A 25,583-nucleotide genomic window follows, 5' to 3' on the forward strand; every position below is an offset into this window, starting at 1 on the left:
GCTCACGCTGCCACCGGAGACGGTGGCCGTCAAGAGCCCGGAAGTGTCCGACCGTCGGGTCGAGACAGGAGGGGCGGGCGCCAGGTATCGTTCAGTACACCAACGAATTCTCCCAGGGGGCGCACATGGCCGCGGTGGACCTCGCCACCCATCCCGGGCACCTGGCCCGGCGGCTCCAGCAGGCGCACTACCTGCTGTGGAACACGATGGTCTCGGAGGAGATCACCTCGCCGCAGTTCGCGGTCATGAACGCGCTCGTCGCCGAGCCCGGGCTCGACCAGCGGACCGTGGGGGAGCGGGTGGGCCTGGACCGGTCGACCATCGCCGAGGTCATCAGCCGGCTCGACCGCCGGGGGCTGCTGCACAAGGTGCGCGACCCGCAGGACGGCCGGCGCTTCCTGCTCCGCCTCACCGACGAGGGCCTGCGCACCCACCGCAAGCTGACCGTGCGCACCGCCCGGATGAACCAGGTGTTCCTCGCCCCGCTGTCCGCCGAGGAACAGGCCGTGTTCTTCGACCTGATCCGCCGGGTCGCGGACGCGGCCGAGGAGTTGCGCAACCCGGCCGAGCCACTGGCCGCGCAGAGCTGACGACGCCGGTAGGGACCCTTGAGGCACCGGCCGCCTCACGGCGCCGGTACGGACCCTCGAGGCAGCGGCCGCCTCACGGCGCCGGTACGAACACCACCCACACCTGGCCTGCCGCGAAGTCCAGCTCGCCGCCGTCCGCCGCCGTGAACGCCGTACCGTCCGTCGCCGTCGGCCGTGACCAGAAGCCGTCGAAGGACCGGCCGTCCCGCAGCACCTCCGCCCGCCCGGAGCCGATCGTCTCGGTGTACGGCGTGGGATTGCCGAGCACGTCGTGGTAGCGGGAGGTGCGGACCTTCACGTGCTGCACGACCACCGTCGGCGGTGCCGGCCGGCCGCTGTCGGTCGTCTCCGTGGGGCTGCCGTCCATCGCCACCAGCCAGCCGCCGCGCTCCCCGGACCAGGTGAAGGTGAGGCGGGCGGCCGGGTAGCGCACGGTCCGTGCGGAGACGGGGGTGCCGCCGGAGGGGGCCGGGCCGTAACGGAACCCCGTGGTCAGCGCCGACTCGCCCGGGGCGGCCGGCAGCAGCGCGGCGGGGTGCAGATAGAGGTTGTGCGGGGCGGCCCTGCCGGTGCCCCGGGTGTAGGCGTCGGGGGCCTCGTCGGGTGACCGCGCGCGCAGCGGCGCCCGGTCGATCAGCGGCAGCAGCGCGCGCTGGGCACCCGAGTAGGCGAGCGTCGGCATGGCGAACTGGCGCAGCAGTTCCAGGTCGGACTCGCGGGCGCTGCGCACCGGTCCGACGGACTTCGGCAGCCGTGTCGCGTACACCGCCAGCAGCCGGCTCAGGCCGCCCTCCACCTGCTCCACGTAGACCACGTCCGCCGCGCCGAGCCCGGTCTGCGGGCGGGCCGCGCGCACATTGTCGATCTTCACGGCGAGCGGGGCGCCGGCCACGGCCGATCGGCTCGGCGCCGGTGTCGGGGTGTGCCGCGGGGTGCGGTCGTCGCCGTTCCGGCCGTCGCCGGTGCAGCCCGTCGCGAGGGCGGCCGTCAGCGCGCCGGCCAGCAGTGTCGCCGTCAGTGCGGCGCGCCGCGTGCGCGCCCTGCGTCTCATGCCCACCGTCGCCACCCCACGTCACCCCGTCCGCGTGGTCCGATTGTGCGCTCATCCGGTCATCACTGGCCATACCCGGTCGCTTCGGGTTCGACGGCGGCAGGCGGGGGGTACCCGGGCGCCACCGCACACACGGGACGCAGCCGTACGCGACCAAGGGAGCGCGACCCCATGAAGGCAGTCACCTGGCAGGGCAAGCGGGACGTCCGGGTCGAGGACGTGCCCGACCCGAGGATCGAGGAACCCACGGACGCCGTCATCCGCGTCACGTCCACCGGACTCTGCGGATCCGACCTGCACCTGTACGAAGTGCTCACCCCGTTCATGACCCCGGGCGACATCCTCGGCCACGAACCCATGGGCATCGTGGAGGAGGTCGGCTCCGAGGTGCCGGACCTGAGGCCCGGTGACCGGGTCGTGGTGCCGTTCCAGATCGCCTGCGGGCACTGCTTCATGTGCGACACCGGGCTGCCCACCCAGTGCGAGACCACGCAGGTCACCGGCGAGGGCATGGGCGCCGCCCTGTTCGGCTACACCCGCCTGTACGGCGCCGTACCCGGCGGCCAGGCCGAGTACCTGCGCGTCCCGCAGGCGCAGTTCGGCCCGATCAAGGTCCCGGAGGGCCCGTCGGACGACCGGTTCCTCTACCTCTCCGACGTGCTGCCCACCGCCTGGCAGGCGGTCGAGTACGCGGCCGTCCCGCCCGGCGGCACCCTCGCCGTCCTCGGCCTCGGCCCGATCGGCGACATGGCCTGCCGGATCGCCAAGGCCCGTGGCGCGGAGCGGGTGTTCGGCGTGGATCTGGTGCCCGAGCGGCTCGCCCGGGCGCAGCGGCGCGGGGTGGAGACGTACGACCTCAGGGCCTTCGACAACGAGAAGTCGCTGGTCCACGCGATCCAGGACGAGACCGGCGGCCGGGGGCCGGACGCCGTGATCGACGCCGTCGGCACCGAGGCCCACGGCAGCGCCGCAGCCAAGCTCGCCCAGCAGGCCACCGCGCTCATGCCGCGCAAGCTCAGCGCCCCGCTCGCCGAACGTTTCAGCATCGACCGGCTGGGCGCCCTCTACATGGCGATCGACCTGGTCCGCCGTGGCGGCACGATCTCGCTCAGCGGTGTCTACGGCGGCATGGCCGACCCGATGCCGATGCTGACCCTCTTCGACAAGCAGATCCAGCTCCGCATGGGCCAGGCCAACGTCCGCCGCTGGACCGACCAGGTCATGCCCTACCTGACGGACGAGGACCCCCTCGGCGTCGAGGACTTCGCCACGCACCGGCTGCCGCTGGCGGACGCGCCGCACGCGTACGAGATGTTCCAGCGCAAGCAGGACGGCGCGGTGAAGGTCATCATGCAGCCGTAGCCGTAGCCGTAGCCGTGGCCGTGGCCGTGGCCGTGGCCGTGGCCGTGGCCGTGGCCGTGGCCGTGGCCGTGGCTTGGCGGCGGTGCTCGTGCGCCGGCCCGCTCAGCCGCCGTCCTTCTCGCCGAGGATCTCCGCGAGGTCGTACCGGACAGGCTCCTCCAGCTGGGCGTACGTGCAGCTCTCCGGCGTACGGTCCGGGCGCCAGCGGCGGAAACGGGCCGTGTGCCGGAACCGCTGCCCGTTCTCCATGTGGTCGTACGCCACCTCGGCCACCCGCTCCGGCCGCAGCGGCACCCAGGACAGGTCCTTCTTGCCCGACCAACGGCTCGGCGCACCCGGCAGCCGGGCCGTCTCGTGCGCGGTCTCGTCCGCCCAGGCGGCCCACGGGTGCCCGGACACGTCGTCCATGCGCAGCGGCTCCAGTTCCTCGACCAGTTCCGCGCGCTTCTTCATGGAGAACGCGGCCGACACGCCCACGTGCTGGAGCCGGCCGTGTTCGTCGTACAGCCCCAGCAGCATCGAGCCCACCACCGGGCCGCTCTTGTGGAAGCGGTACCCGGCGACGACGACGTCCGCCGTGCGCTCGTGCTTGATCTTGAACATGGCCCGCTCGTCCTGGAGGTAGTGCAGGGTGAGCGGCTTGGCGACGACTCCGTCGAGGCCGGCGCCCTCGAACTGCTCGAACCACTGCCGGGCCACCTCGATGTCGGTCGTGGACGGCGCCACATGCACCGGCGCCGTCGCCCCGGCCAGGGCCCGGTCCAGCAGGGCGCGGCGGTCGGTGAGCGGCACGTCGAGCAGGGCGTGGTCGTCCAGGGCCAGCAGGTCGAAGGCGACGAAGGAGGCCGGGGTCTTCTCGGCCAGCATCCGCACCCGGGAGGCCGCCGGGTGGATCCGCTCGGTCAGCGCGTCGAAGTCCAGCCGGCCGTTCCGCGCGACCACGATCTCCCCGTCCAGCACGCACCGCTCGGGCAGCCGCTCCTTCAGCGCCTCGACCAGCTCGGGAAAGTACCTGGTCAGCGGCTTGCCCGTACGGCTGCCCAGCTCGACCTCGGCGCCGTCCCGGAACACGATCGACCGAAAGCCGTCCCACTTCCCCTCGTAGTGCATCCCCGGCGGGATCTTCGCCACCGACTTGGCGAGCATCGGCTTCACGGGTGGCATGACGGGCAGATCCATGATTCCGATTCTGCTCGCATACATCGGTTTCCGCTCACATACGTACGGCTTTGCCCGGTATGCGAGCTGTGCGTGGTGCGCCTACCGTGGCCGCATGGGTGATGCGGTGGAACTGGACGTGGGCGGCCGGACCGTACGGCTGTCCAGCCCGGACAAGGTGTTCTTCCCGGAGCGGGGTTTCACCAAGCTGGACCTCGCCCGGTACTACGCCGCCGTCGGCCCCGGCATCCTGCGCGCCCTGCGCAACCGCCCCACCACCCTGGAGCGCTACCCGGACGGCGTCGGCGGCGAGTGGTTTTACCAGAAGCGGGCCCCGAAGGGCATGCCCGGCTGGATCCCGACCGCCCACATCACCTTCCCCAGCGGGCGCAGCGCCGACGAGATGTGCCCGACCGAGGAGGCTGCCGTGGTGTGGGCCGCCCAGTACGGCACGCTCACCTTCCACCCCTGGCCGGTCCGCGCGACCGACGTCGACCATCCCGACGAACTCCGCATCGACCTCGACCCGCAGCCCGGCACCGACTACGCCGACGCGGCCCGCGCCGCCCAGGAACTGCGGGCCGTGCTGGACGAGTTCGGCGGGCTGCGCGGCTGGCCGAAGACCTCCGGCGGCCGGGGTCTGCACGTCTTCGTCCCCATCCAACCGCGCTGGACCTTCACCCAGGTGCGCCGCGCGGCGATCGCGGTCGGCCGGGAGATGGAACGCCGGATGCCGGACCGGGTGACCATCAAGTGGTGGAAGGAGGAACGCGGGCGCCGGATCTTCATCGACTACAACCAGACTGCGAGAGATCGCACCATCGCCTCCGCGTATTCCGTCCGTCCCCGCCCGCACGCCCCCGTCTCGGCGCCGCTGCGCTGGGAGGAGGTCGGGGTCGCCGAGCCCCGCGACTTCGATCTCGCCACCATGCCGGCCCGGTTCGCCGAACTCGGTGACGTGCACGCCGACATGGACGACCACGCCTACTCCCTGGAAGCGCTGCTGGAACTGGCCCGCCAGGACGAGCACGACCACGGCCTGGGCGACCTGCCGTATCCGCCGGAGTACCCGAAGATGCCCGGCGAACCGAAACGGGTCCAGCCGAGCCGCGCCCGCCGCGAGCCGTCACCCTGACAGGGCTGCCGGGGCCCTTGCGGGGGTCCTCGCCCCACTGATCACAGCGGTCGACGGTTGATCCACCGGGCTGACCCGCCGGTACCCCCGCCCCCTCCGGCAGTTGAGCCGCTCGGTGCCCCTTCCCGTCCGGCACTTGAGCCGCTCGGATCCGGACCGTCCGACACCGGTCGGCCCCGCCTCCCGCGGCTATCCTGATCGCCAGCCGCCGATGAGGAGTCCCGAAGTGACCGAGGCAGTGTCGCGTCCCACGCTGGAGGCCGTGGCCGCGCGGGCCGGGGTGTCCCGGGCCACCGTGTCGCGGGTGGTCAACGGCGGCGACGGGGTCCGCGAGCCCCTGGCCGAGCGGGTCCGGCGGGCCGTGGAGGAGCTGGGCTACGTCCCCAACCAGGCGGCGCGCAGCCTCGTCACCCGGCGGCACGACGCCGTCGCGGTCGTCATCGCCGAGCCCGAGACCCGGGTCTTCGCCGACCCCTTCTTCGCGCTCCAGCTGCGCGGCATCAGCAAGGAGCTGACCGCGCACGACAACCAGCTGGTGCTGCTGCTCACCGAGGGCCGCGCCGACCACGCGCGCGTGGCCCGCTATCTCGCCGGCGGCCATGTCGACGGCGCGCTCGTCTTCTCCCTGCACCTGGACGACCCGCTGCCCGGCCTCATCCAGGACGCCGGCGTCCCCACCGTGTTCGGCGGACGCCCCGACTGGGGCGAGGACGCGCGGTCGGCGGACCCCGGCGTGGCGTACGTCGACTGCGACAACCGGGGCGGGGCACACGCGGCCGTCCGGTATCTGCTGGACCTCGGCCGCCGGCGCGTCGCCCACATCACCGGTGCGCTGGACCAGACCTCGGCGGTGGACCGGCTCGACGGCTACCGGGACGTCATGGCCGACGTCCTGGGCGGGCACGATCCCCGGCTGGTCGTGGAGAGCGACTTCACCCCGTCCGGCGGCGAACGCGCCATGCGGGAACTCCTCGACCGCTGCCCGGACGTCGACGCCGTGTTCGCCGCCAACGACCTCACCGCGCTCGGCGCCCTGCGGGTGCTGCGCGAGAGCGGCCGGCGCGTGCCCGAGGACGTGGCCGTGGTCGGCTTCGACGACATGGTGCCGGTCACCGAACAGACCGACCCACCGCTGACGACGGTCCGTCAGGACATCGAGGAGATGGGGCGGCTGATGGCCCGCCTGCTGCTGCGCGGTCTGTCCGGCACCCGGGAGGCTGCCGGCATGACGGCCGGCGTCCAGGAGGCACCGCCGTCGGGAGTGATCCTGCCGACCACCCTGATACGCCGCGCCTCCGCCTAGCCGCCGCCCAGCCCTGGCCGCCTCCCGGCTGTGGCCGCCTCCCGGCTGTGGCCGCCGCCCGGCTCTGGGCGCCGTCGGCCGCCGGGCGCACGACAGAGGCTCAGTCCCGCGCCGGCTCGCTCTTGATCACCGCGAAGCGGACCCCGTACGGATCGGCGAGCTTGGCCATGCGGCCCACGCCCTCCACGGTCGTCGCGGGCATCCGCACCGTCCCGCCCAGGCGCTGGGCCTGTTCCACCACGGCGTCGGTGTCCTCCACCTCGAAGTAGGGCAGCCAGTACGGCCCCGCCTCCGCCTCGGTGGGATCGTCGGCCAGCGGCACCATCCCGCCGAACATCGCGTCCTCACCGGCGCCGTCCGGGTTGAAGCATGTGTACGTCCCGCCCGGGAACGGCGCGGAGGTCTCCAGACCCAGCACCCGGCGGTAGAACGCGGCGGCCGCCGCGATGTCCGGCGTGTACAGCTCCACCCAGCGCAGGGAGCCCGGCTCGCCCGCCAGTTCCACACCCTTGGTCCGGCCCGGCTGCCAGATGCCGAACGGCACGCCCGCCCGGTCGGCGAGGATCGCCATGTGGCCCTGACCCATCACGTCCATCGGCCGGAACAGCACGCTGCCATGGGCCTCTTCGGCCGCCTTGGCGGTCGCCTGGGCGTCCTCGCTCCGGAAGTACACCGTCCAGGCCGGAGGCCCCTGGTCCGGGCCGGTCCGCATGCCACCCGCGACGGTCTTCCCGTCCAGCTGGAAGAAGCCGTAACCGCCGGCGTCCGGTCCCGCCGACTGGAATCGCCAGCCGAACAGAGCGCCGTAGAAGGAGGCGGCGCCGTCGATGTCGGGACTGCCGACGTCGATCCAGTTGGGCGCGCCGTTGACGAAACGGGTGGTGAGCATCTCGGCCCTCCTCGAAAGGGGTCCCGTCCTGTGCACTGCCGAGTCTGGCACCGCCCACTGACAATCGCCGCCGGATCACCGCGGCGCGCCGGGACCGCCCCACTCTCACCGAGCGTGACGGCGCGCGTTCTCCCGGTTTTCCCCCGGATGGGCGCGCCGCCGTGCGCGCGTCGGGTCGCAGGGAGCATCATCGGGGCGGCCGGGGGCCCCGAGCACGCCGTTTCGCCGGCGTTGATCGAACGTTTTTCGACGTGGGGCAGGCTTCTGGCCATGCACATCGAAACCATCACCCCGGCCGACGACACCTGGCAGGCGCAGGCGCTGTGCGCGCAGACCGGGCCGGACTTCTTCTTCCCCGAGCCCGGCAGCTCGGTGCGCGAGGCGAAGCGCATCTGCGCCATGTGCGAGCTGCGCCCGGCCTGTCTGGACTACGCGCTGGCCAACGACGAGCGGTTCGGCGTCTGGGGCGGCCTGTCGGAGAAGGAGCGCCTCGCCCTCCGCCGCACCGCCCGCTGAGGTCCCCGAAACCGCACGCCGCCCGCGACCCCGGCCCCGGAAGGGGCCCGCGCGCGGGGGCCGCCCCCGGCCCTGGAAGAGGCCCGCGCGCGGGGCGTCAGCCTGCCGCGCGTGCCGCCATCCGGGCCTTCCGCGCGGCCAGCTTCTCGTCGAACTTCGTGGCCTCCGCGTTCAGCTCGCCCAGGAACAGGCCGAGTTCCTCCTGCGCCTGGCGCCCCTCGGGGCCGAGGCCGTCGATCTCCAGGACCTTCAGGAAGCGCAGCACCGGCTGAAGCACGTCGTCGTGGTGGATGCGCAGGTTGTACACCTCGCCGATCGCCATCTGCGCGGCGGCCCGCTCGAAGCCGGGGATGCCGTGACCGGGCATCCGGAAGTTCACGACGACGTCCCGGACCGCCTGCATGGTCAGGTCGGGCGCCAGCTCGAACGCGGCCTTCAGCAGGTTGCGGTAGAAGACCATGTGCAGGTTCTCGTCGGTCGCGATGCGGGCCAGCATGCGGTCGCAGACCGGGTCCCCGGACTGGTGGCCGGTGTTGCGGTGGGAGATCCGCGTGGCCAGCTCCTGGAAGGCGACGTAGGCCACCGAGTGCAGCATCGAGTGCCGGTTGTCGGACTCGAAGCCCTCGCTCATGTGCGCCATACGGAAACGTTCCAGCTTGTCCGGGTCCACCGCGCGCGAGGTCAGCAGATAGTCCCGCATCACGATGCCGTGCCGGCCCTCCTCGGCCGTCCAGCGGTGCACCCAGGTGCCCCAGGCGCCGTCGCGGCCGAAGAGCGAGGCGATCTCGTGGTGGTAGCTCGGCAGGTTGTCCTCGGTCAGCAGGTTCACCACCAGGGCGATCCGGCCGATCTCCGTCACCTGGGACTGGTCCTTGCCCCAGGCCTCCCCGTCCTCGAACAGGCCCGGGAAGTTCCGGCCGTCGCTCCACGGCACGTACTCGTGCGGCATCCAGTCCTTGGCGACCTTCAGATGCCGGTTCAGCTCTTGCTCGACCACTTCCTCCAGTGCGTACAGCAGCCGCGCGTCGGTCCAGACGGACGGGCTGCCGAGGTGGGGGGAGGTGATCGTCATAGGAACTCCAGGGGGACGGCGAACAACGGGGGGAGAAAGGGGACGGTCCGGCGAGCGGTGCCGGGAAACCTACGTGATCGTAGGCTACGAACCCGTAGGTTACGAAGCCGTAGGCTAAGGCGACCGTAAAGATCCGCTGATCAGACCCCGCCGACCGGCCGTGCGCGGTATGCCGGACAGCCCCGGGACCCGCAGGTCCCGGGGCTGCCGGGTGACGGGATCACGCGGTCAGGAGTACAGCTCCCGCAGGCGCACCGAGAGGCAGGTCACACAGCCCTCCAGCTTCTCGAACTCGCCGATGTCGACCGTCACCACGTCGTGGCCCAGATCGGTCAGCAGCTCCGCGGTCTTCGGGGCGCTCGCCGCCATCAGCAGCTTGCCGCCGCCGAGCAGCACCACGTGCGCCCCGGACTCCTCCGGCACCGACAGGAAGCCCGGGAACAGCGACGGCCGGTCGATCTTCGGGATGTGCCCGATCACCGTGCCGTCGGGCAGCGCGGTCACCGCCGACTTCAGGTGCAGCACCTTGCTCACGGGTACGGCCACCACGCGGGCGCCCAACGGCTCGAACGCCGCCCGCAGCTGCTGCACGCCGGCCGCGTTGGTCCGTCCGCCGCGGCCGACGTACACGGTGTCGCCGACCTTCAGGACGTCACCGCCGTCCAGTGTGCCCGGCTCCCATATCCAGTTCACCGAGCAGCCGAGGCGGGCCACCGCCTCCTCGACACCGGCGGTCTCCGCCCGCCGGGACTGGGCGCCCGGCCGGGTGATCAACGCCACGTTCTTGTACATGACGACGGTGTCCTCGACGAACACCGAGTCCGGGCAGTCGTCGGCCGGTTCGACCTCGATGGTCTCCCAGCCGTGCGCGCGGAGGGCCTCGACGTAGGCCTCCCACTGCTCGCCGGCGAGCCCGACGTCGACCTTCTCCCGCTGGACGTGCGTGACCAGGCCGTCGGCGAGGCGGGGGCTGGGGCGGCGGACGAGGGCCTTCTTGCTGGGCACGAGGGGCCTTTCGAATCGTCGGTGCGGTGGTGCGGTGTCCGGCGCCGCTCACACGGCGCCGGTCCGACATCATGCAGGGCGCTCCGGTCAGGGCCAAACCCCCGGTGCCCGGCGCGCCGCTCACGCGAACCAGCCGGGCCGGCCGGACGGGCCCTCGCCGGCCGGTCAGGCTGGATCCCCGAGCGCCTCGGGCGTCGTCTCCGTCAGCTCCCCTCCCTCCATCAGCAGCCACCGCGTGATCCCGATCGACTCCAGGAACGGCAGATCGTGGCTGGCGACGATCAGCGCGCCCTCGTACGACTCCAGGGCCGTGGTCAGCTGCCGGACGCTGGCGATGTCGAGATTGTTGGTCGGCTCGTCCAGCAGCAGGAGTTGGGGCGCGGGCTCGGCGAGCATCAGCGCGGCCAGGGCCGCCCGGAAACGCTCACCGCCCGACAGGGTGGCCGCCTTCTGGTCGGCCCGCCCGCCCCGGAACAGGAAGCGGGCGAGCCGGGCCCGGATCCGGTTGTTGGTGGCGCCCGGGGCGAACCGGGCGACGTTCTCGGCGACCGACAGGTCGTCGTCCAGCACGTTCAGCCGCTGGGGCAGGAACCGCAGCGGGACATGGGCCGTCGCCGTGCCCGACACCGGCGCCAGCTCCCCCGCGACGGTCCGCAGCAGCGTCGTCTTGCCGGCGCCGTTGCGGCCGACGAGCGCGATCCGCTCCGGGCCGCGCAGATCGAGGATGCCCGGCACGCGCGCGTGGTAGGCCGTTTCCAGCTTCTCCAGGGTGAGCACCTGCCGGCCGGGCGGTACGGCCGTGTACGGCAGGTCGATACGGATATCGTCGTCGTCCCGTACGGCCTCCACCGCCTCGTCGAGCCGTTCCCTGGCCTCGGCGAGCCGCTCCTCGTGCATGACGCGGTGCTTGCCCGCCGACTCCTGGGCGGCGCGTTTGCGGGCCCCCATGACGATCTTCGGCTCGCGTTTCTGTTCGTACATCTTCTGCCCGTACCGCTTGCGGCGGGCCAGTTTGACCTGGGCGTCGGCCAGTTCGCGCTTCTGCTTGCGCACATCGGCCTCGGCGACGCGCAGCATCCGCTCGGCCGCCTCCTGCTCGACGGCCAGGGCCTCCTCATAGGCCGAGAAGTTGCCGCCGAACCAGGCGACCTCACCGGAGCGCAGCTCCGCGATCTGGTCGACCAGATCAAGCAGTTCCCGGTCGTGGCTGACCACCACCAGCACGCCGGGCCAGGAGGCGACGGCCTGGTACAGCCGTCGGCGCGCGTACAGGTCGAGGTTGTTGGTGGGCTCGTCCAGCAGCAGGATGTCGGGGCGGCGCAGCAGCAGCGCGGCGAGCCGCAGCAGCACCGACTCGCCCCCGGACACCTCGCCGACGGTCCGGTCCAGGCCGATGTGGCCTAGTCCGAGTTCGCCGAGGGTGACCAGGGCGCGCTCCTCGACGTCCCAGTCGTCGCCGACGGTCTCGAAGTGCTCCTCGGCGGCGTCGCCCGCCTCGATGGCGTGCAGGGCGGCCCGTCGGCCGGCGATGCCGAGGGCCTGGTCGACGCGGAGCGCGGTGTCGAGCGTGACGTTCTGCGGGAGGTAGCCGATCTCACCGGCCGCCTTGACGATGCCGTCGGCCGGGGGGAGTTCCCCGGCCAGCAGCTTGAGCAGGGTGGACTTGCCCGATCCGTTGACGCCGACGAGCCCGGTCCTGCCGGGTCCGAAGGCGATGTCCAGGTCGTCGAAGACGGCGGTGCCGTCGGGCCAGGCGAAGGACAGGGCGGTACAGGTGAGGGAAGCAGACATGTGGGCGCCTCGCGAGGGATGGGTGCGTTCGGGTGGACGCGTGTCGAGACACCGCGAGGCGGAAACCGAAAGGTCTGGGCACTGAGGAGGCCACGAGAAAAGGCCTGTGCCGGGGGACGGCTCGGACGCCGAGGTCGTACGCCGCGCACACCTCACCGGTGCGACGCGGTGCCTCAGGACCTCAGACGAGCAACGTCCTTCTCCAATCGACGGCAACAGAACCGCTGTACACCGTACGAGGGGGTGGGAGAGCTGTCAACGAGATTACGCCGCGGCGCCCCACGCGCGCGTGGCGTTCATCGCGTGGCGCTCAGCAGGCGTTCATCGCGTGGCGCTCAGCAGGCGTCCCGCATCAGCTCGGCCAGGTCGTGGTCCAGGTCGAGCTGGAGGTGTTCCAGGCCGACGGGGACCAGGTCGCTGGTCGCCTCCAGGAACCGCCGGATCTCGCCCGAGCGCACATGCACGATCGCGGTGCCCTCCGGGGCGTGGAACTCCAGCACCGTGCGGTCGTACCCGTACGGCCGCACACGGACGTCGCCGTGCCCCTCGGGGCCCTGTAGACCAGCCGTGAGCAGTTCCCTGGAGAAGGTCCAGCACACCTCGACGCCCTCCAGGGTGGCCGGCGCCGGGAACGTCATGCGGACGGCGAACGGGTCGCGACGGTCGTAGCGCAGCGTGGCGGGAATGCTCGGCATGCGCGGTGCGGCGGCGACGAGACGGGCCTCTACGGGCTGCTCGATGACGGTGGACAACGCCTTGCTCCCTCGTGACGGCTGGACTGCGCCCGGGTGTGCGGCACCCGGCACTGGAAGAGACGACGGAAACGGCCGATGCGTGCACACGCGGAACGAGTGACCTCGGTCACCGCGTTCATGCATGGGGAACACACGGCCGTTCCCGCTCGTCGCCGACGCGCTCCGCACGGCAGGCCCTCTGGACGGGGCCGGGGGAGTGGGGCTAGCTTCGCCCGCCATGAGGCGCTTGGGGAGCATGCGACGCGGGGGACCGGCGAGCCGGCTGGTGGCGGCGGGAGTGGCGTGCGGGGCGGCGCTGGCCGCCCTGACGGTCCCGGCCGCCGAGGCCCGTCCGCTCGCACAGGGCACCACCGGCCGGGCGAGCGCGGGGCAGCCGGGTCCCGGCACCGGACAAGTGAACCGAGCGGCGATGGACGCGGGCACGGGAGGCGGACACGGGACGGCGAAGAACCCCGGCGCGGGAAGCGTGCGTTGGGCGGCCAAGGACCCCGGCACACCGCGCATCCGCTTCCGTGGCCTCGCCGCCGTCGACCGGCGCACCGCCTGGCTGGCCGGCACCGAGGGCACGGTGCTGCGGACCACGGACGGCGGCGCGAGCTGGCGGAACGTCTCTCCGCCGGGGGCGGCCGATCTCCAGTTCCGGGACGTGACGGCGTTCGACGCCCGGCGCGCGGTGGTGCTCGCCATCGGTGTGGGCGAGGCCTCCCGCGTCTACCGCACCGACGACGGCGGTACGACCTGGACGGAGTCCTTCCGCAACACCGACCCGAAGGCCTTCTACGACTGCCTCGACTTCTTCGACCGCCGCCACGGCCTCGCCCTGAGCGACCCGGTGGACGGGAAGTTCCGCGTCCTGTCCACCGACGACGGCGGACACTCCTGGCACGTGCTGCCGACGGACGGCATGCCTCCGGCGCTGGACGGCGAGGCGGGCTTCGCCGCGAGCGGCCAGTGCCTCGTCACCGCCGGCCCCAAGGACGTCTGGCTGGCCACCGGCGGCGGCGCCCACGCGCGCGTGCTGCACTCCGCCGACCGCGGGCTCACCTGGACGGCCGCCGACACGCCGGTCCCCGCGGGCGATCCGGCCAGGGGCGTCTTCGCGCTGGCCTTCCGCGACCGCACCCACGGCCTCGCGGTCGGCGGCGACTACCGCCCCGACCAGTCCTCGCCGCAGGCCGTCGCGGTCACCGCCGACGGCGGCCGCACCTGGCGGCCCGCCACCACCCCGCCGCCCGCGTACCGCTCCGGAGCCGCCTGGCTCCCGCACAGCCGCACCGCCGCCCTGGCCGTCGGCCCGACCGGCACCGACCTGACCACCGACGGCGGTCGCAGCTGGCGGACGATCGACACCGGCTCGTACGACACCGTCGCCTGCACCCCCGACCTGAGCTGCTGGGCGGCAGGCGAGCAGGGGCGGGTGGCGCGGCTCGAACGGTGAGGCACGGCCAGGCCGGTGAGGTAAGCGCGGCTGAACGCGGGTACTCGTTCCCCGCCGCAAAGGAAGGGAGCGATCATGCCAGCCGGTTCCAGCCCCAAGCGTGAGCGTCAGTACGAGCACATCAAGAAGAGCGCGCAGGACCGGGGCGAGAGCACCGGGCGCGCCAAGGAGATCGCCGCGCGGACGGTGAACAAGGAACGCGCCCGCTCCGGCGAGTCCAAGACCGCCAGCCGCAGCTCGACGCAGGACATGTCGTCCAGCAAGCGCGGCGGTCAGCGGTCGGGCAACCGGGTCGGCTCGCACGGCCCGACCCGCGACCAGCTGTACAACGAGGCGAGGCAGCGCGGCATCGAAGGCCGTTCGCACATGAACAAGGACGAACTACAGCGCGCGCTGAACGCCAAGAAGGGCTGACGGCCGGCAAGGCCCGACGCCCGAGGAGGTCGACAGACCGACGTCAGTCGAGAGTCTGCCGGTGGCGCGCCAGCTCCGGGGCCGTCTTCGTGGCGATGAACTCCGTGACGCGGTAGGCGCACACACCGGCGACGGTGAACGGGTCGCTCGCGACGATCTCGTCGATGCGGGCGCGGTCCCCCGCGACAGCGAGGATCACCCCGCCGTCGCGGGGGTTCTTGCGTCCCGAGGCCAGGAAGAGGCCCTTCTCGTACTGCTCATCCAGCCAGGCCACATGGTCCGGCAGCACGGCGTCCACGGCATCGAGCGGCGCGGTGTAGGTCAGCTCCAGCACGAACATGATCGCCAGCCTACCCCGCCCGGCCGGCGGCCCCCGGCGGGACCGTACAGTCACCCGGCATGACGATCGTCGGCGTACCCGCGGGCTGGCCCGCGACCGAGGACGAGGCCCGCGCAGTACAGGACGAGCTGCGCGGGCGGGTGGTGCTGGACGAGCCCGGACCGCCGCCCGGGACGGGCCGTGTCACGGGGGTCGACGTCGCCTACGACGACGACCTGGACCTGGTCGCGGCGGCGGCCGTCGTGCTCGACGCCGCCACCCTGGACGTGGTCGCGGAGGCGACGGCCGTCGGCCGGGTCTCCTTCCCGTACGTGCCCGGGCTCCTGGCCTTCCGCGAGATCCCCACCGTCCGCGCCGCCCTGGACCGGCTGCCGTGCCCGCCCGGCCTGGTCGTGTGCGACGGCTACGGCCTGGCCCACCCGCGCCGCTTCGGCCTGGCGAGCCACCTGGGCGTGCTCACGGACCTGCCGACGGTCGGGGTCGCCAAGAACCCGTTCACCTTCACGTACGACGACCCGCAGCCGGCCCGGGGCGGTTCGGCACCCCTGCTCGCCGGGACGGAGGAGGTCGGGCGGGCCCTGCGCACCCGGGACGGCGTCAAGCCGGTGTTCGTCTCGGTCGGCCACCGGGTGAGCCTCGACAACGCCGTGGCGCACGCCCTCGCGCTGACCCCCCGGTACCGGCTGCCGGAGACCACCCGCCGCGCGGACGCCCTGTGCCGACGGGCGCTGCGGGAGGCGGCACAGGGCCTGGCCGGCGGCGGTCAGGACTCGACGCGCCAGGCGCCGACCTCCTGACACTCCCAGTCGTGGACGGGCGAACCGTCGCCGGGTTCGAGGGCGTGACGCGGATTGCCACCCCAGTACCGCAGGACGCGCTCCAGCTCACCCGCCCGGACTCACGCCCTCGCGCCGTCGTCCACGGTCACTTCGCGCACGAACTTCACGACTGTTCCGCCTCCTCGGCCCCGTCCGGCACGAGCCTTCATCGTCCCGGTGAGGTACGCGGCCCTGCTGCGGAGCCCAGGGCCGCGGTGGCGACCGGCGGCTGCCGCTAGCGTTCCGCCGCCACCCGGAAGGTGATCCCCGCCGCGCGGAGCCGCTCGGTCAGGGCGTCGCCCATCGCCTGGACCGTGGTGACCTGACCGGCCGTCGGGGGCAGCTCGTCGAAGACCAGGCACAGGGCCGCCTCGGCGAACATCTTCGCCGTCTCGTCGTACCCGGGGTCGCCGCCCGCGACCTCGGTGAACACGCGCCGGCCACCGCCCTCGCCGACGAACCGCACCGAGAACCAGCTCTTCGCCCGCTTCTCAGCGCTCGGCCCGTCGCCCGGCCTGAGCCGGTCCGACAGCCAGCGCCGGGCCGGCGGCAGCTGCGCCGCGGCCGTCACCGCGCCGACGGCGGCGATCCCGCCGAGGGCGACCGGCAGGTGCCGCACGGCCGCGTAGTGCCGGTAGCGGAAGTCCGGGCCGTACCGCTCCAGCGCCCGCGCCGAACGACGCACGATCTGAGGGTCGATGGTGGGCAGCGGCAGCGCCCACGCGCCGACCTCCGCCGCGTACCTCGGCGGGCCCGCCGGCGCCGTCACCCGGCGGCCCGGCAGCCGTGGCTCGTGCCGGGCCCGCTCGCGCGCGGCGGCCAGCATCCGCCGTCCACGGGCCATCTGGTTCAGCGCCGAGGCGAGCGTGCCGCCGGAGAAGGCCGCGTCGGCGGTCACATAGCCGTCCACGGTCAGCGGCACGCCCTCGGGGAGCTGCCGGACCGTGAAGTACGCGCCCAGGTCGTGCGGCACGGAGTCGAAACCGCAGGCGTGCACCAGGCGCGCGCCGGTCTCCCGCGCGCGTGCGTCGTGCCGGACGTACATCAGGTCCACGAACTCGGGCTCGCCGGTGAGGTCCAGGTAGTCGGTGCCGGTGTCGGCGCAGGCCGCGACGAGTTCCTCGCCGTGCAGTACGTACGGTCCCACGGTCGTGGCGACCACGCGCGCGTGCTCGGCGAGGGCGCGCAGGGTGGAAGGTTCGGCCACGTCGGCCCGCAGCACCCCGACGTCCGGGCCTCCGGGCAGATCCTCGCGCAGCCGCTCCAGCCGCCGTTCGTCGCGGCCGGCGATCGCCCAGCGCAGGTCCCGCGGCGCGTGCGCGGCGAGGTAGTGGGCCGTGAGCGCGCCGACGAAGCCCGTGGCTCCGAAGAGCACGAGGTCGTACGGCCGGTCCGTCCTGCTCATCCTGCTCATGACACCCCTTGGTCCGTGCGGCCCGTCGCGCAGCCCGCGCCGCTGTCGGTGGCCGAGGCTAGCGTGAGGAGTGCGGAGCCCGACGACCAGCCCGGAGGCAGCGGTGGCCGTAGCCAGGAATGCCGTGAGGAAGTGGGAGAAACCGCCCCCGGCCCACGTGGTGGACCCCGCCGCCCGAGCCGGGTGACGGGTCCCGGGCGCCCGTGGCTCCGGGGGACCCGGCCGAGCGCCGGTCACTCTCCCGGGTGATCATCGGCCCGGCGGGCACTTGGCTAAGCGCTTGCTCGTTGAGGTCTTGTGTCCGGTGGAACGCGTTCTTAGCATCACCGGTGTTACATCAGTTGTGTCACACACGCTTGGGGGCTGGACGGATGACAACGGCAGAGACGCCGACGCCGGGCGACGGCCCGCTCTCCGGCGTACGCGTGGTCGAACTGGCCGGCATCGGACCGGGCCCGTTCGCCGCCATGCTGCTGGCCGACCTGGGCGCCGACGTGGTCCGGGTGGACCGTCCGGGCGGGCCGGGCCTCGCGATCGACCCGGCCCACGACGTCACCAACCGCAACAAGCGCTCGATCGTGGTCGACCTGAAGGCACCGGACGGCCCCGCGCGCGTCCTGGACCTCGCCGAGCGGGCCGACATCCTCATCGAGGGCTACCGCCCCGGCGTCGCCGAGCGGCTCGGCATCGGCCCCGAGGACTGCCACGCCCGCAACCCCCGCTTGGTGTACGGCCGCATGACCGGCTGGGGCCAGGACGGCCCGCTCGCCCACCGCGCCGGCCACGACATCGCCTACATCGCGCTCACCGGAACCCTCGGCATGATCGGCCGCCCGGACGAACCCCCGGCCGTGCCCGCCAACCTCCTCGGGGACTACGCGGGCGGCTCCCTCTACCTGGTCGTCGGCGTCCTCGCCGCCCTGCACCACGCGCGCGCGACCGGCACCGGCCAGGTCGTCGACGCGGCCATCGTGGACGGCACGGCCCACCTCTCCGCGATGATCCACGGCATGCTCGCCGCCGGCGGCTGGCAGGACCGCCGCGCCGCCAACCTCCTGGACGGCGGCTGCCCGTACTACGGCACCTACGAGACCGCCGACGGCGGGTACATGGCGGTGGGCGCCCTGGAGGGCAAGTTCTACGCGGAGTTCCTGCGGCTGCTCGGCCTGGACGACCTCGAGTCGGCCCGCAAGGACTGGACCCGCTGGGGCGAACTGCGCGAACGGATCGCCGCCGCCTTCAAGTCCCGCACCCGGGCCGAGTGGACGGCCGTCTTCGCGGACTCCGACGCCTGTGTGGCGCCCGTGCTGAGTCTGCGTGAGGCCCCGGCCCACCCGCACCTGGCCGCGCGCGGCACCTTCACCGACCACGGCGGCATCACCCAGCCCGCCCCGGCTCCCCGCTTCTCCGCGACCCCCACCGCCGTCCGCACCGGCCCCGCCCGGCCCGGCGCGGACACGGCGGCGGTCGCCCGGGACTGGGGCATACCGGCACGCCCGACCGACGACCCCGACGACCTGGTCACCGACGGCGGCTGACCCCGCCCACCCCGCTCGGCCCACCCTCCCGAAAGGCACACCAGTGAGCACCGAAGCGTACGTGTACGACGCGATCCGCACCCCGCGCGGCCGCGGCAAGGCGAACGGCGCCCTGCACGGCACGAAGCCCATCGACCTGGTCGTCGGCCTCATCCACGAGATCCGCGACCGCTTCCCCGGCCTGGACCCGGCCGCGATCGACGACATCGTGCTCGGCGTCGTCGGCCCCGTGGGCGACCAGGGCTCCGACATCGCCCGGATCGCCGCCGTCGCCGCCGGACTGCCGGACACGGTCGCGGGCGTGCAGGAGAACCGCTTCTGTGCCTCCGGCCTGGAGGCCGTCAACCTGGCCGCAGCGAAGGTCCGCGCGGGCTGGGAGGACCTCGTCCTCGCGGGCGGTGTCGAGTCCATGTCCCGGGTCCCGATGGCCTCGGACGGCGGCGCCTGGTTCAACGACCCCATGACCAACCTCGCCGTCAACTTCGTGCCGCAGGGCATCGGCGCCGACCTCATCGCCACCATCGAGGGCTTCTCCCGCCGGGACGTCGACGAGTACGCGGCCCTGTCCCAGGAGCGCGCCGCCACCGCCTGGAAGGAGGGCCGCTTCGAGAAGTCCGTGGTCCCCGTCAAGGACCGCAACGGCCTGGTCGTCCTCGATCACGACGAGCACATGCGCCCCGGCACCACCGCCGACTCCCTCGCCAAGCTGAAGCCGTCCTTCGCGGACATCGGCGACCTGGGCGGCTTCGACGCCGTGGCCCTTCAGAAGTACCACTGGGTGGAGAAGATCGACCACGTCCACCACGCCGGCAACTCCTCCGGCATCGTGGACGGCGCCTCGCTCGTCGCGATCGGCTCCAAGGAGGTCGGCGAGCGGTACGGCCTCACCCCGCGCGCGCGGATCGTCGCCGCTGCCGTCTCCGGCTCCGAGCCGACCATCATGCTCACCGGCCCCGCCCCCGCCACCCGCAAGGCCCTGGCGAAGGCCGGCCTCACCATCGACGACATCGACCTGGTCGAGATCAACGAGGCGTTCGCCGCGGTCGTGCTGCGCTTCGTGAAGGACATGGGCCTCAGCCTGGACAAGGTCAACGTCAACGGCGGAGCCATCGCCCTCGGCCACCCGCTCGGCGCCACCGGCGCCATGATCCTCGGCTCGCTCATCGACGAACTGGAGCGCCAGGACAAGCGCTACGGCCTCGCCACGCTCTGCGTCGGCGGCGGCATGGGCATCGCCACCATCGTCGAGCGCGTCTGAACTCCCCGCGGAACCAAGCGCCCTGAAGACTTCTACGGAGACGACTGTCATGACCGAGAGCACCACCATCCGCTGGGAGCAGGACGACACCGGTGTCGTCACCCTCGTCCTGGACGACCCGAACCAGTCCGCGAACACCATGAACCAGGCGTTCCGCGACTCCCTCGCCGTGATCACCGACCGGCTGGAGGCCGAGCGGGACTCCATCCGGGGCATCATCCTCACCTCGGCGAAGAAGACCTTCTTCGCGGGCGGCGACCTGCGCGACCTGATCCGGGTCACCCCCGAGACGGCGCAGGAGCTGTTCGACGGCGGCCTCGCCATCAAGCGGAACCTGCGCCGCATCGAGACCCTCGGCAAGCCGGTCGTCGCCGCCATCAACGGCGCGGCCCTCGGCGGCGGTTTCGAACTGGCCCTCGCCTGCCACCACCGGATCGCCCTCGACACCTCCGGCACCAAGATCGGCTGCCCCGAGGTCACGCTCGGCCTGCTCCCCGGCGGCGGCGGAGTCGTGCGTACCGTGCGGCTGCTGGGCATCGCGGACGCCCTGCTGAAGGTCCTCCTCCAGGGCCGGCAGTACAACGCGCGGCGCGCCCAGGAGAACGGTCTCGTCCACGAGGTCGCCGCCACCCCCGAGGAACTGCTCGCCAAGGCCCGGGCCTTCATCGACGCGAACCCCGAGTCCCAGCAGCCCTGGGACAGGCCGGGCTACAAGATCCCCGGCGGCACCCCGGCCAACCCGAAGTTCGCCGCCAACCTGCCCGCCTTCCCGGCCAACCTGCGCAAGCAGACGAACGGCGCCCCCTACCCGGCGCCGCGGAACATCCTCGCCGCCGCCGTCGAGGGCTCCCAGGTCGACTTCGAGACGGCCCAGGTCATCGAGGCCCGCTACTTCGTGGAACTCGCCGCCGGGCAGATCTCGAAGAACATGATCCAGGCCTTCTTCTTCGACCTCCAGGCGGTCAACTCCGGCGCCAACCGCCCGAAGGGCGTCGAGCCCCGTCCGGTCCGCAAGGTGGCCGTCCTCGGCGCGGGCATGATGGGTGCGGGCATCGCCTACGCGTGCGCCCGCGCGGGCATCGACGTCGTCCTCAAGGACGTCTCCCTGGAAGCGGCTGTCAAGGGCAGGGGCTACTCGGAGAAGCTGTGCGCCAAGGCCGTCGCCAAGGGCCGCACCAGCCAGGAGAAGGCGGACGCGCTGCTCGCCCGGATCACCCCCACCGCCGAGGCGGCCGACCTCGCGGGCTGTGACGCGGTCATCGAGGCCGTGTTCGAGGACACCGCCCTCAAGCACAAGGTGTTCCAGGAGATCGAGCAGGTCGTCGCCCCCGACGCGCTGCTGTGCTCCAACACCTCCACGCTGCCCATCACCACCCTCGCCGAGGGCGTGCAGCGCCAGGCCGACTTCATCGGACTGCACTTCTTCTCGCCGGTCGACAAGATGCCGCTGGTCGAGATCATCAAGGGCGAGCGCACCGGCGAGGAGGCCCTCGCGCGCGCCTTCGACCTGGTCCGGCAGATCAACAAGACGCCGATCGTCGTCAACGACTCGCGCGGCTTCTTCACCTCCCGGGTGATCGGCCACTTCATCAACGAGGGCGTCGCCATGGTCGGCGAGGGCGTCGAGCCCGCCTCCGTGGAGCAGGCCGCCGCCCAGGCCGGCTACCCGGCCAAGGTGCTGTCCCTCATGGACGAGCTGACCCTCACTCTGCCCCGCAAGATCCGGGGCGAGACGAAGCGGGCCGTGGAGGAGTCCGGCGGCACCTGGACGGCGCACCCGGCGGAGGCGGTCATCGACCGCATGGTCGACGAGTTCGGCCGCACCGGCCGCAGCGGCGGCGCCGGCTTCTACGACTACACCGAGGACGGCAAGCGGGCCGGGCTCTGGCCGGGCCTGCGCGAGCACTTCACCGAGCCCGGACACGAGATCCCGTTCCGGGACATGCAGGAGCGCATGCTCTTCGCCGAGGCGCTCGACACCGTGCGCCTCCTGGAGGAGGGCGTCCTGACGTCCGTCGCCGACGCCAACATCGGCTCGGTCCTCGGCATCGGCTTCCCCGGCTGGACCGGTGGTGTGCTCCAGTACATCAACGGTTACGAAGGGGGCCTGCCCGGATTCGTCGCCCGCGCGCGCGAGCTGGCCGAGCGGTACGGCGAGCGGTTCACCCCGCCCGCGCTGCTCGTGGCGAAGGCCGAGAACGGCGAGACGTTCACCGACGCCCGCTGACGCGCCTCAGCCGGACGGCGTGCCCCGGGACTCCGCTCCTGGGGCCGCCGCGCCCCCGGAGGCGGTCTCCCGGCCCGCCGCGCCGTCCAGCCACTGGCGCAGCTCCTCCTTGAGTGACCGCTGGAAGGTGGTGAGCAGCGCCTGCACCACGAGCGGGTGCATATGGGCCGACAGCGACTTCACGTCCCGCGTGTCGCGTTCGGCCACGGCCTCCCGCAGCAGGTCCGACAGCTCGTGCGCCGCCGCGCGCGCGTGGTCGGTCAGGACGGTCCGGGCGGCCAGGATGGTCTCCTGCGACAGTGGTACGTCGAGGAGCTGCACCGCGAGCCGCAGCAGGCCGCAGTCCACGCGGAAGGACTCCCCGTCCCGCGTCACCACGTTCATCGCGGCCAGCCGGTCAACGTCCTCCTCGGCCAGCCGGCGTCCCGCGCGCCGCTCCAGCTCCGCGCGGGACACGGTCTCGACGGTGTCCGGCGCCCAGGAGGCGACCACCGCCCGGTGGATCGCCAGATCGTGCGGGCCGAGGTCGGCCGGCAGCTGCCGCAGATGCCGTTCGATCGCGGCGAGGGTCATTCCCTGCTGCTGCATCTCCTCGATCAGCTGGAGCCGGGCCAGGTGCTCCCTGCCGTAGTGGCCCACCCGGCGCGGACCGATCACCGGCGGTGGCAGCAGGCCCTTGGTGCCGTAGAAGCGGACCGTGCGCACCGTGACGCCCGCCCGCGCGGCCAGCTCGTCGATCGTCAGGGTGGGCTCCCCGGTGTCGGTCGTCATGTGCAGCAGTATCGCTGTCTCACCAATGGTGTGAAACCCGGGGCGAGCCCGTGACGACCGTGTGAGAAGAGCCGCTCTGTGAGGTGGACCACCGCATACCGGGCGGTCTCTCTGGGAAGCTGCTGCCTTGGTCTGTGCCGCGACACAAGGGTGGTGCGGGCCAAGACCTGCACGAACCCCGGGCCCATGAGGTCCGGGCGCATCAGGAAGTGGAACCACCCGTGAGCAAGGAAGCCGTGGAATCGGCACAGGCCACCACCCACCCCCAGGTGGCCCAGACGCCCGCGGACGCGGGCGACGCCGGTTACAGCAAGGACCTCAAGGCCCGCCACGTCAACATGATCGCCATCGGCGGCGCCATAGGCACCGGCCTCTTCCTGGGCGCCGGCGGACGCCTGCACAACGCGGGCCCGGCGCTCGCCCTGGCCTATCTGGTCTGCGGTGTCTTCGCGTTCTTCGTCGTCCGGGCCCTGGGCGAGCTGGTCCTGTACCGGCCGTCCTCGGGCTCGTTCGTGTCGTACGCGCGCGAGTTCCTCGGCGAGAAGGGCGCCTATGTCGCCGGCTGGATGTACTTCCTGAACTGGTCGACCACCGGCATCGCCGACATCACCGCGATCGCGCTGTACACGCACTACTGGAGCATGTTCACGTCCATCCCGCAGTGGGTGCTGGCGCTGATCGCCCTCGCGGTCGTCCTCGCCGTGAACCTGATCTCGGTGAAGATCTTCGGCGAGATGGAGTTCTGGTTCGCGATCATCAAGGTAGCCACCCTCGTCGGCTTCATGCTGATCGGCATCTTCCTGCTGGCGACCCAGCACGACGTCGGCGGCAGCAAGCCGGGCCTCGGTGTCATCACCGACAACGGCGGCGTCTTCCCGCACGGCCTGATGCCGGTCGTCCTGGTCATGCAGGGCGTGATCTTCGCGTACGCCGCCCTGGAACTGGTCGGTGTGGCCGCAGGCGAGACCGCCGAGCCGGAGAAGGTCGTCCCGCGCGCGGTGAACTCGATCATGTGGCGCGTGGGCCTGTTCTACGTCGGCTCGGTCGTGCTGCTCGCCCTGCTGCTGCCCGGCTCGGTGTACTCCGCCGACCAGAGCCCGTTCGTGACCGTGCTCTCCAAGATCGGCGTCCCGGCGGCCGGTGACGTGATGAACCTGGTCGTGCTGACCGCCGCCATGTCCTCGCTCAACTCCGGCCTGTACTCCACCGGCCGCATCCTGCGCTCGATGGCCATGGCCGGCTCGGCGCCGAAGTTCACCGCACGCATGAACCGCAGCCAGGTGCCCTACGGCGGCATCCTGCTGACCTGCGCGGTCTGTGTGCTCGGTGTCGGCCTGAACTACCTGATGCCCAGCCAGGCCTTCGAGATCGTGCTGAACGTCGCCTCGCTCGGCATCATCAGCACCTGGGTGATCATCATGCTCTGCCACCTGATCTTCGTCCGCCGCGCCCGCGCGGGCCTGGTGACCCGGCCGCACTTCCAGCTGAAGTTCAGCCCGGTCACGGAGGTCGCCACCGTCGTCTTCCTGCTGGTCTGCCTCGGCATGATGTGGAACGACGCCGAGGTCGGCCGCAAGACCCTGCTCCTCATCCCGGTGATCGCCGTCATGCTGGTCGCCGGCTGGTTCGGCGTCCGCCGCCGGGTGGCGAGGAACACCGACCAGGAACTGTCCGAGCTGTCGAAGTAGCGGCTCGGCGCCACTGTCAGTGGCATCGCGTACGGTGGCGTCATGCCGGAGATCATGAAGCTCCGGCGTGGCGCCATCGTGCCATCGGGGGGCGCCCCGAAGGGGCGCGCGGAGGGGGAGGACGCGGGATGACCGGGCGAACGGACACGACCGACGTGCTGGTGCTGGGCGGTGCCGGTGTGGACACGATCATCCCGGTCCCCGAGCTGCCCCTGCCGTACGCCGACAGCTACATGATCGACTCGGGTATCCGCACCCGCGCCGGGCAGACCGGCGACTTCGTCGCGCTCGGACTGGCCGGGCTCGGGCTGCGCACCCACCACCTCGACCTGCTCGGCGACGACCCCGAGGGCGACCTCGTGCGCGCCCTGCACCGCGAGCACGGCATCGCCCTCACCGCACTGCCCCAGCCGGCCGGCACCAAGCGGGCGGTCAATCTCGTCGGCCCGGACGGCCGCCGGCTGTCCCTGTACGACACCAGCCGCGCCCGCCCTGACGACCGCTTCCCCGAGGCCGGCCTGCGCGCGCTGGCCGCCGCGAGCCGCCATGTGCACGTGACCATCACCCAGCCCTGCGCCCACGCCCTGCCCGTTCTGCGCGAGACGGGCGTGCCGCTCTCCACCGACCTGCACGACTGGGACGGCGAGAACCCGTACCACGAGCCGTTCGCGCACGCGGCCGACGTCGTCTTCCTGTCGGCCGCCGCCCTGACCGACCCCGAGCGGACCATGCGGCGCGTCGCCGAGCGCGGGCGCGCCGAAACCGTCGTCGCCACCGCCGGAGCGGAGGGCGCCTTTCTGCTGGCCGACGGCGAGCTGACCCGGATACCGGCGGCGGCCCCGCCCGCGCCGGTGGTGGACTCCAACGGCGCGGGCGACGCCTTCGCCGCCGCGTTCCTCTACGGCCGGCTCAGCGGCGAGCCGCCCGAGCGATGCGCCCGGTACGGCGCGGTCGCGGGCGCCTACGCGTGCACCGTCCCGGCCACCCGCACGGACGCGATAGGCCGGGACGAACTGCTACGACGGGCGTCCGAACCGAGCTACTGAGGCA

Annotated in this window: 23 protein-coding genes; 13 read left to right on the forward strand and 10 right to left on the reverse strand. The window is 72.5% G+C overall.

Annotated elements, in window-relative coordinates:
* The first annotated feature begins 125 nt into the window (after positions 1 to 125).
* A complete protein-coding gene (locus tag ACZ4WH_RS26770; RefSeq protein ID WP_468184945.1) occupies positions 126 to 590 on the forward strand; it encodes a MarR family winged helix-turn-helix transcriptional regulator in 465 nt (154 codons plus the stop codon).
* A gap of 73 nt (positions 591 to 663) precedes the next feature.
* On the opposite strand, the gene ACZ4WH_RS26775 is transcribed toward ACZ4WH_RS26770, so the two are convergent.
* Positions 664 to 1,641, reverse strand: a complete 978-nt coding sequence (locus ACZ4WH_RS26775) for a DUF3048 domain-containing protein (RefSeq protein WP_468184948.1) — start codon at positions 1,639 to 1,641, stop codon at positions 664 to 666.
* 171 nt (positions 1,642 to 1,812) lie between these two features.
* Between ACZ4WH_RS26775 and ACZ4WH_RS26780 the strand changes: the two genes are divergently transcribed.
* Positions 1,813 to 3,003, forward strand: a complete 1,191-nt coding sequence (locus ACZ4WH_RS26780) for a zinc-dependent alcohol dehydrogenase (RefSeq protein WP_468184950.1) — start codon at positions 1,813 to 1,815, stop codon at positions 3,001 to 3,003.
* Between the two features lie 102 nt (positions 3,004 to 3,105).
* Here the strand turns inward: ACZ4WH_RS26780 and ACZ4WH_RS26785 are convergent, their stop codons facing one another.
* Complete coding sequence (locus ACZ4WH_RS26785) at positions 3,106 to 4,182, reverse strand: ATP-dependent DNA ligase (protein WP_468184953.1); 1,077 nt, start codon at positions 4,180 to 4,182, stop codon at positions 3,106 to 3,108.
* 94 nt (positions 4,183 to 4,276) lie between these two features.
* Between ACZ4WH_RS26785 and ligD the strand changes: the two genes are divergently transcribed.
* Together ligD and ACZ4WH_RS26795 are read left to right on the forward strand one after the other, a co-directional pair.
* Positions 4,277 to 5,296 (forward strand): non-homologous end-joining DNA ligase, encoded by a 1,020-nt coding sequence (gene ligD, locus ACZ4WH_RS26790; RefSeq protein WP_468184955.1) that lies wholly within the window; start codon positions 4,277 to 4,279, stop codon positions 5,294 to 5,296.
* Between the two features lie 226 nt (positions 5,297 to 5,522).
* Positions 5,523 to 6,599: a LacI family DNA-binding transcriptional regulator gene (locus tag ACZ4WH_RS26795; RefSeq protein WP_468184958.1), complete on the forward strand. Its 1,077-nt coding sequence runs from the start codon at positions 5,523 to 5,525 to the stop codon at positions 6,597 to 6,599.
* A gap of 100 nt (positions 6,600 to 6,699) precedes the next feature.
* Here the strand turns inward: ACZ4WH_RS26795 and ACZ4WH_RS26800 are convergent, their stop codons facing one another.
* Positions 6,700 to 7,488 (reverse strand): VOC family protein, encoded by a 789-nt coding sequence (locus tag ACZ4WH_RS26800; protein ID WP_468184960.1) that lies wholly within the window; start codon positions 7,486 to 7,488, stop codon positions 6,700 to 6,702.
* Positions 7,489 to 7,758: 270 nt separating this feature from the next.
* Here ACZ4WH_RS26800 and ACZ4WH_RS26805 point away from each other — a divergent pair, with 270 nt between their 5' ends.
* On the forward strand, positions 7,759 to 8,004 hold the full coding sequence (locus ACZ4WH_RS26805; protein ID WP_468184963.1) for a WhiB family transcriptional regulator: 246 nt from the start codon (positions 7,759 to 7,761) through the stop codon (positions 8,002 to 8,004).
* 97 nt (positions 8,005 to 8,101) lie between these two features.
* Here ACZ4WH_RS26805 and ACZ4WH_RS26810 read toward each other — a convergent pair whose 3' ends face one another.
* The 4 genes from ACZ4WH_RS26810 to ssgD form a co-directional block, all read right to left on the reverse strand.
* A complete protein-coding gene (locus tag ACZ4WH_RS26810; RefSeq protein ID WP_468184965.1) occupies positions 8,102 to 9,076 on the reverse strand; it encodes an acyl-ACP desaturase in 975 nt (324 codons plus the stop codon).
* Between the two features lie 228 nt (positions 9,077 to 9,304).
* A complete protein-coding gene (ddaH, locus tag ACZ4WH_RS26815; RefSeq protein ID WP_468184968.1) occupies positions 9,305 to 10,081 on the reverse strand; it encodes a dimethylargininase in 777 nt (258 codons plus the stop codon).
* A 165-nt stretch (positions 10,082 to 10,246) separates the two neighbouring features.
* Complete coding sequence (locus tag ACZ4WH_RS26820; protein WP_468184971.1) at positions 10,247 to 11,872, reverse strand: ABC-F family ATP-binding cassette domain-containing protein; 1,626 nt, start codon at positions 11,870 to 11,872, stop codon at positions 10,247 to 10,249.
* A gap of 335 nt (positions 11,873 to 12,207) precedes the next feature.
* Positions 12,208 to 12,624 carry a spore wall synthesis regulator SsgD gene (gene ssgD / locus ACZ4WH_RS26825; RefSeq protein ID WP_468184973.1) on the reverse strand — a complete coding sequence of 139 codons (417 nt, stop codon included), beginning with the start codon at positions 12,622 to 12,624 and terminating at the stop codon, positions 12,208 to 12,210.
* A gap of 238 nt (positions 12,625 to 12,862) precedes the next feature.
* Here ssgD and ACZ4WH_RS26830 point away from each other — a divergent pair, with 238 nt between their 5' ends.
* Complete coding sequence (locus ACZ4WH_RS26830; RefSeq protein WP_468184976.1) at positions 12,863 to 14,065, forward strand: WD40/YVTN/BNR-like repeat-containing protein; 1,203 nt, start codon at positions 12,863 to 12,865, stop codon at positions 14,063 to 14,065.
* A gap of 75 nt (positions 14,066 to 14,140) precedes the next feature.
* Positions 14,141 to 14,479, forward strand: coding sequence for a hypothetical protein (locus ACZ4WH_RS26835; RefSeq protein WP_014676172.1), 339 nt, complete (start codon positions 14,141 to 14,143; stop codon positions 14,477 to 14,479).
* Positions 14,480 to 14,522: 43 nt separating this feature from the next.
* Here ACZ4WH_RS26835 and ACZ4WH_RS26840 read toward each other — a convergent pair whose 3' ends face one another.
* The gene (locus tag ACZ4WH_RS26840; RefSeq protein ID WP_468184979.1) at positions 14,523 to 14,819 is read right to left on the reverse strand and encodes a YciI family protein; all 297 of its coding nucleotides are present in this window, start codon (positions 14,817 to 14,819) and stop codon (positions 14,523 to 14,525) included.
* A gap of 59 nt (positions 14,820 to 14,878) precedes the next feature.
* Here ACZ4WH_RS26840 and ACZ4WH_RS26845 point away from each other — a divergent pair, with 59 nt between their 5' ends.
* Positions 14,879 to 15,616, forward strand: coding sequence for an endonuclease V (locus ACZ4WH_RS26845; protein WP_468184981.1), 738 nt, complete (start codon positions 14,879 to 14,881; stop codon positions 15,614 to 15,616).
* 256 nt (positions 15,617 to 15,872) lie between these two features.
* Here the strand turns inward: ACZ4WH_RS26845 and ACZ4WH_RS26850 are convergent, their stop codons facing one another.
* Positions 15,873 to 17,051: a saccharopine dehydrogenase family protein gene (locus tag ACZ4WH_RS26850; protein WP_468184983.1), complete on the reverse strand. Its 1,179-nt coding sequence runs from the start codon at positions 17,049 to 17,051 to the stop codon at positions 15,873 to 15,875.
* Positions 17,052 to 17,422: 371 nt separating this feature from the next.
* Here ACZ4WH_RS26850 and ACZ4WH_RS26855 point away from each other — a divergent pair, with 371 nt between their 5' ends.
* Genes ACZ4WH_RS26855 through ACZ4WH_RS26865 form a run of 3 tightly spaced genes read left to right on the forward strand, consistent with a single transcriptional unit; the run spans position 17,423 to position 22,074 of the window.
* Positions 17,423 to 18,589, forward strand: a complete 1,167-nt coding sequence (locus tag ACZ4WH_RS26855) for a CaiB/BaiF CoA transferase family protein (RefSeq protein WP_468184986.1) — start codon at positions 17,423 to 17,425, stop codon at positions 18,587 to 18,589.
* Between the two features lie 43 nt (positions 18,590 to 18,632).
* Positions 18,633 to 19,847, forward strand: a complete 1,215-nt coding sequence (locus ACZ4WH_RS26860) for an acetyl-CoA C-acetyltransferase (RefSeq protein WP_468184988.1) — start codon at positions 18,633 to 18,635, stop codon at positions 19,845 to 19,847.
* A gap of 49 nt (positions 19,848 to 19,896) precedes the next feature.
* Entirely contained in the window at positions 19,897 to 22,074 is a 2,178-nt protein-coding gene (locus ACZ4WH_RS26865; RefSeq protein WP_468184991.1) for a 3-hydroxyacyl-CoA dehydrogenase NAD-binding domain-containing protein, read from the forward strand.
* A 6-nt stretch (positions 22,075 to 22,080) separates the two neighbouring features.
* On the opposite strand, the gene ACZ4WH_RS26870 is transcribed toward ACZ4WH_RS26865, so the two are convergent.
* Complete coding sequence (locus ACZ4WH_RS26870; protein ID WP_468184993.1) at positions 22,081 to 22,845, reverse strand: MerR family transcriptional regulator; 765 nt, start codon at positions 22,843 to 22,845, stop codon at positions 22,081 to 22,083.
* A 221-nt stretch (positions 22,846 to 23,066) separates the two neighbouring features.
* Between ACZ4WH_RS26870 and ACZ4WH_RS26875 the strand changes: the two genes are divergently transcribed.
* Positions 23,067 to 24,533, forward strand: a complete 1,467-nt coding sequence (locus tag ACZ4WH_RS26875; RefSeq protein ID WP_468184996.1) for an amino acid permease — start codon at positions 23,067 to 23,069, stop codon at positions 24,531 to 24,533.
* Between the two features lie 128 nt (positions 24,534 to 24,661).
* A complete protein-coding gene (locus ACZ4WH_RS26880) occupies positions 24,662 to 25,579 on the forward strand; it encodes a PfkB family carbohydrate kinase (protein WP_468184998.1) in 918 nt (305 codons plus the stop codon).
* Positions 25,580 to 25,583 lie beyond the last annotated feature (4 nt).

The sequence above is a fragment of the Streptomyces sp. NPDC029138 genome (genome assembly GCF_055564375.1).

Excerpts from the sequence above, each read along its gene's own strand:
- ACZ4WH_RS26770 (WP_468184945.1), top strand. The coding sequence starts at position 126 with ATGGCCGCGGTGGACCTCGCCACCCATCCCGGGCACCTGGCCCGGCGG.
- ACZ4WH_RS26775 (WP_468184948.1), bottom strand. The coding sequence starts at position 1,641 with ATGAGACGCAGGGCGCGCACGCGGCGCGCCGCACTGACGGCGACACTG.
- ACZ4WH_RS26780 (WP_468184950.1), top strand. The coding sequence starts at position 1,813 with ATGAAGGCAGTCACCTGGCAGGGCAAGCGGGACGTCCGGGTCGAGGAC.
- ACZ4WH_RS26785 (WP_468184953.1), bottom strand. The coding sequence starts at position 4,182 with ATGGATCTGCCCGTCATGCCACCCGTGAAGCCGATGCTCGCCAAGTCG.
- ligD (WP_468184955.1), top strand. The coding sequence starts at position 4,277 with ATGGGTGATGCGGTGGAACTGGACGTGGGCGGCCGGACCGTACGGCTG.
- ACZ4WH_RS26800 (WP_468184960.1), bottom strand. The coding sequence starts at position 7,488 with ATGCTCACCACCCGTTTCGTCAACGGCGCGCCCAACTGGATCGACGTC.
- ACZ4WH_RS26805 (WP_468184963.1), top strand. The coding sequence starts at position 7,759 with ATGCACATCGAAACCATCACCCCGGCCGACGACACCTGGCAGGCGCAG.
- ACZ4WH_RS26810 (WP_468184965.1), bottom strand. The coding sequence starts at position 9,076 with ATGACGATCACCTCCCCCCACCTCGGCAGCCCGTCCGTCTGGACCGAC.
- ACZ4WH_RS26820 (WP_468184971.1), bottom strand. The coding sequence starts at position 11,872 with ATGTCTGCTTCCCTCACCTGTACCGCCCTGTCCTTCGCCTGGCCCGAC.
- ACZ4WH_RS26830 (WP_468184976.1), top strand. The coding sequence starts at position 12,863 with ATGCGACGCGGGGGACCGGCGAGCCGGCTGGTGGCGGCGGGAGTGGCG.
- ACZ4WH_RS26835 (WP_014676172.1), top strand. The coding sequence starts at position 14,141 with ATGCCAGCCGGTTCCAGCCCCAAGCGTGAGCGTCAGTACGAGCACATC.
- ACZ4WH_RS26840 (WP_468184979.1), bottom strand. The coding sequence starts at position 14,819 with ATGTTCGTGCTGGAGCTGACCTACACCGCGCCGCTCGATGCCGTGGAC.
- ACZ4WH_RS26845 (WP_468184981.1), top strand. The coding sequence starts at position 14,879 with ATGACGATCGTCGGCGTACCCGCGGGCTGGCCCGCGACCGAGGACGAG.
- ACZ4WH_RS26850 (WP_468184983.1), bottom strand. The coding sequence starts at position 17,051 with ATGAGCAGGATGAGCAGGACGGACCGGCCGTACGACCTCGTGCTCTTC.
- ACZ4WH_RS26855 (WP_468184986.1), top strand. The coding sequence starts at position 17,423 with ATGACAACGGCAGAGACGCCGACGCCGGGCGACGGCCCGCTCTCCGGC.
- ACZ4WH_RS26865 (WP_468184991.1), top strand. The coding sequence starts at position 19,897 with ATGACCGAGAGCACCACCATCCGCTGGGAGCAGGACGACACCGGTGTC.
- ACZ4WH_RS26870 (WP_468184993.1), bottom strand. The coding sequence starts at position 22,845 with ATGACGACCGACACCGGGGAGCCCACCCTGACGATCGACGAGCTGGCC.
- ACZ4WH_RS26880 (WP_468184998.1), top strand. The coding sequence starts at position 24,662 with ATGACCGGGCGAACGGACACGACCGACGTGCTGGTGCTGGGCGGTGCC.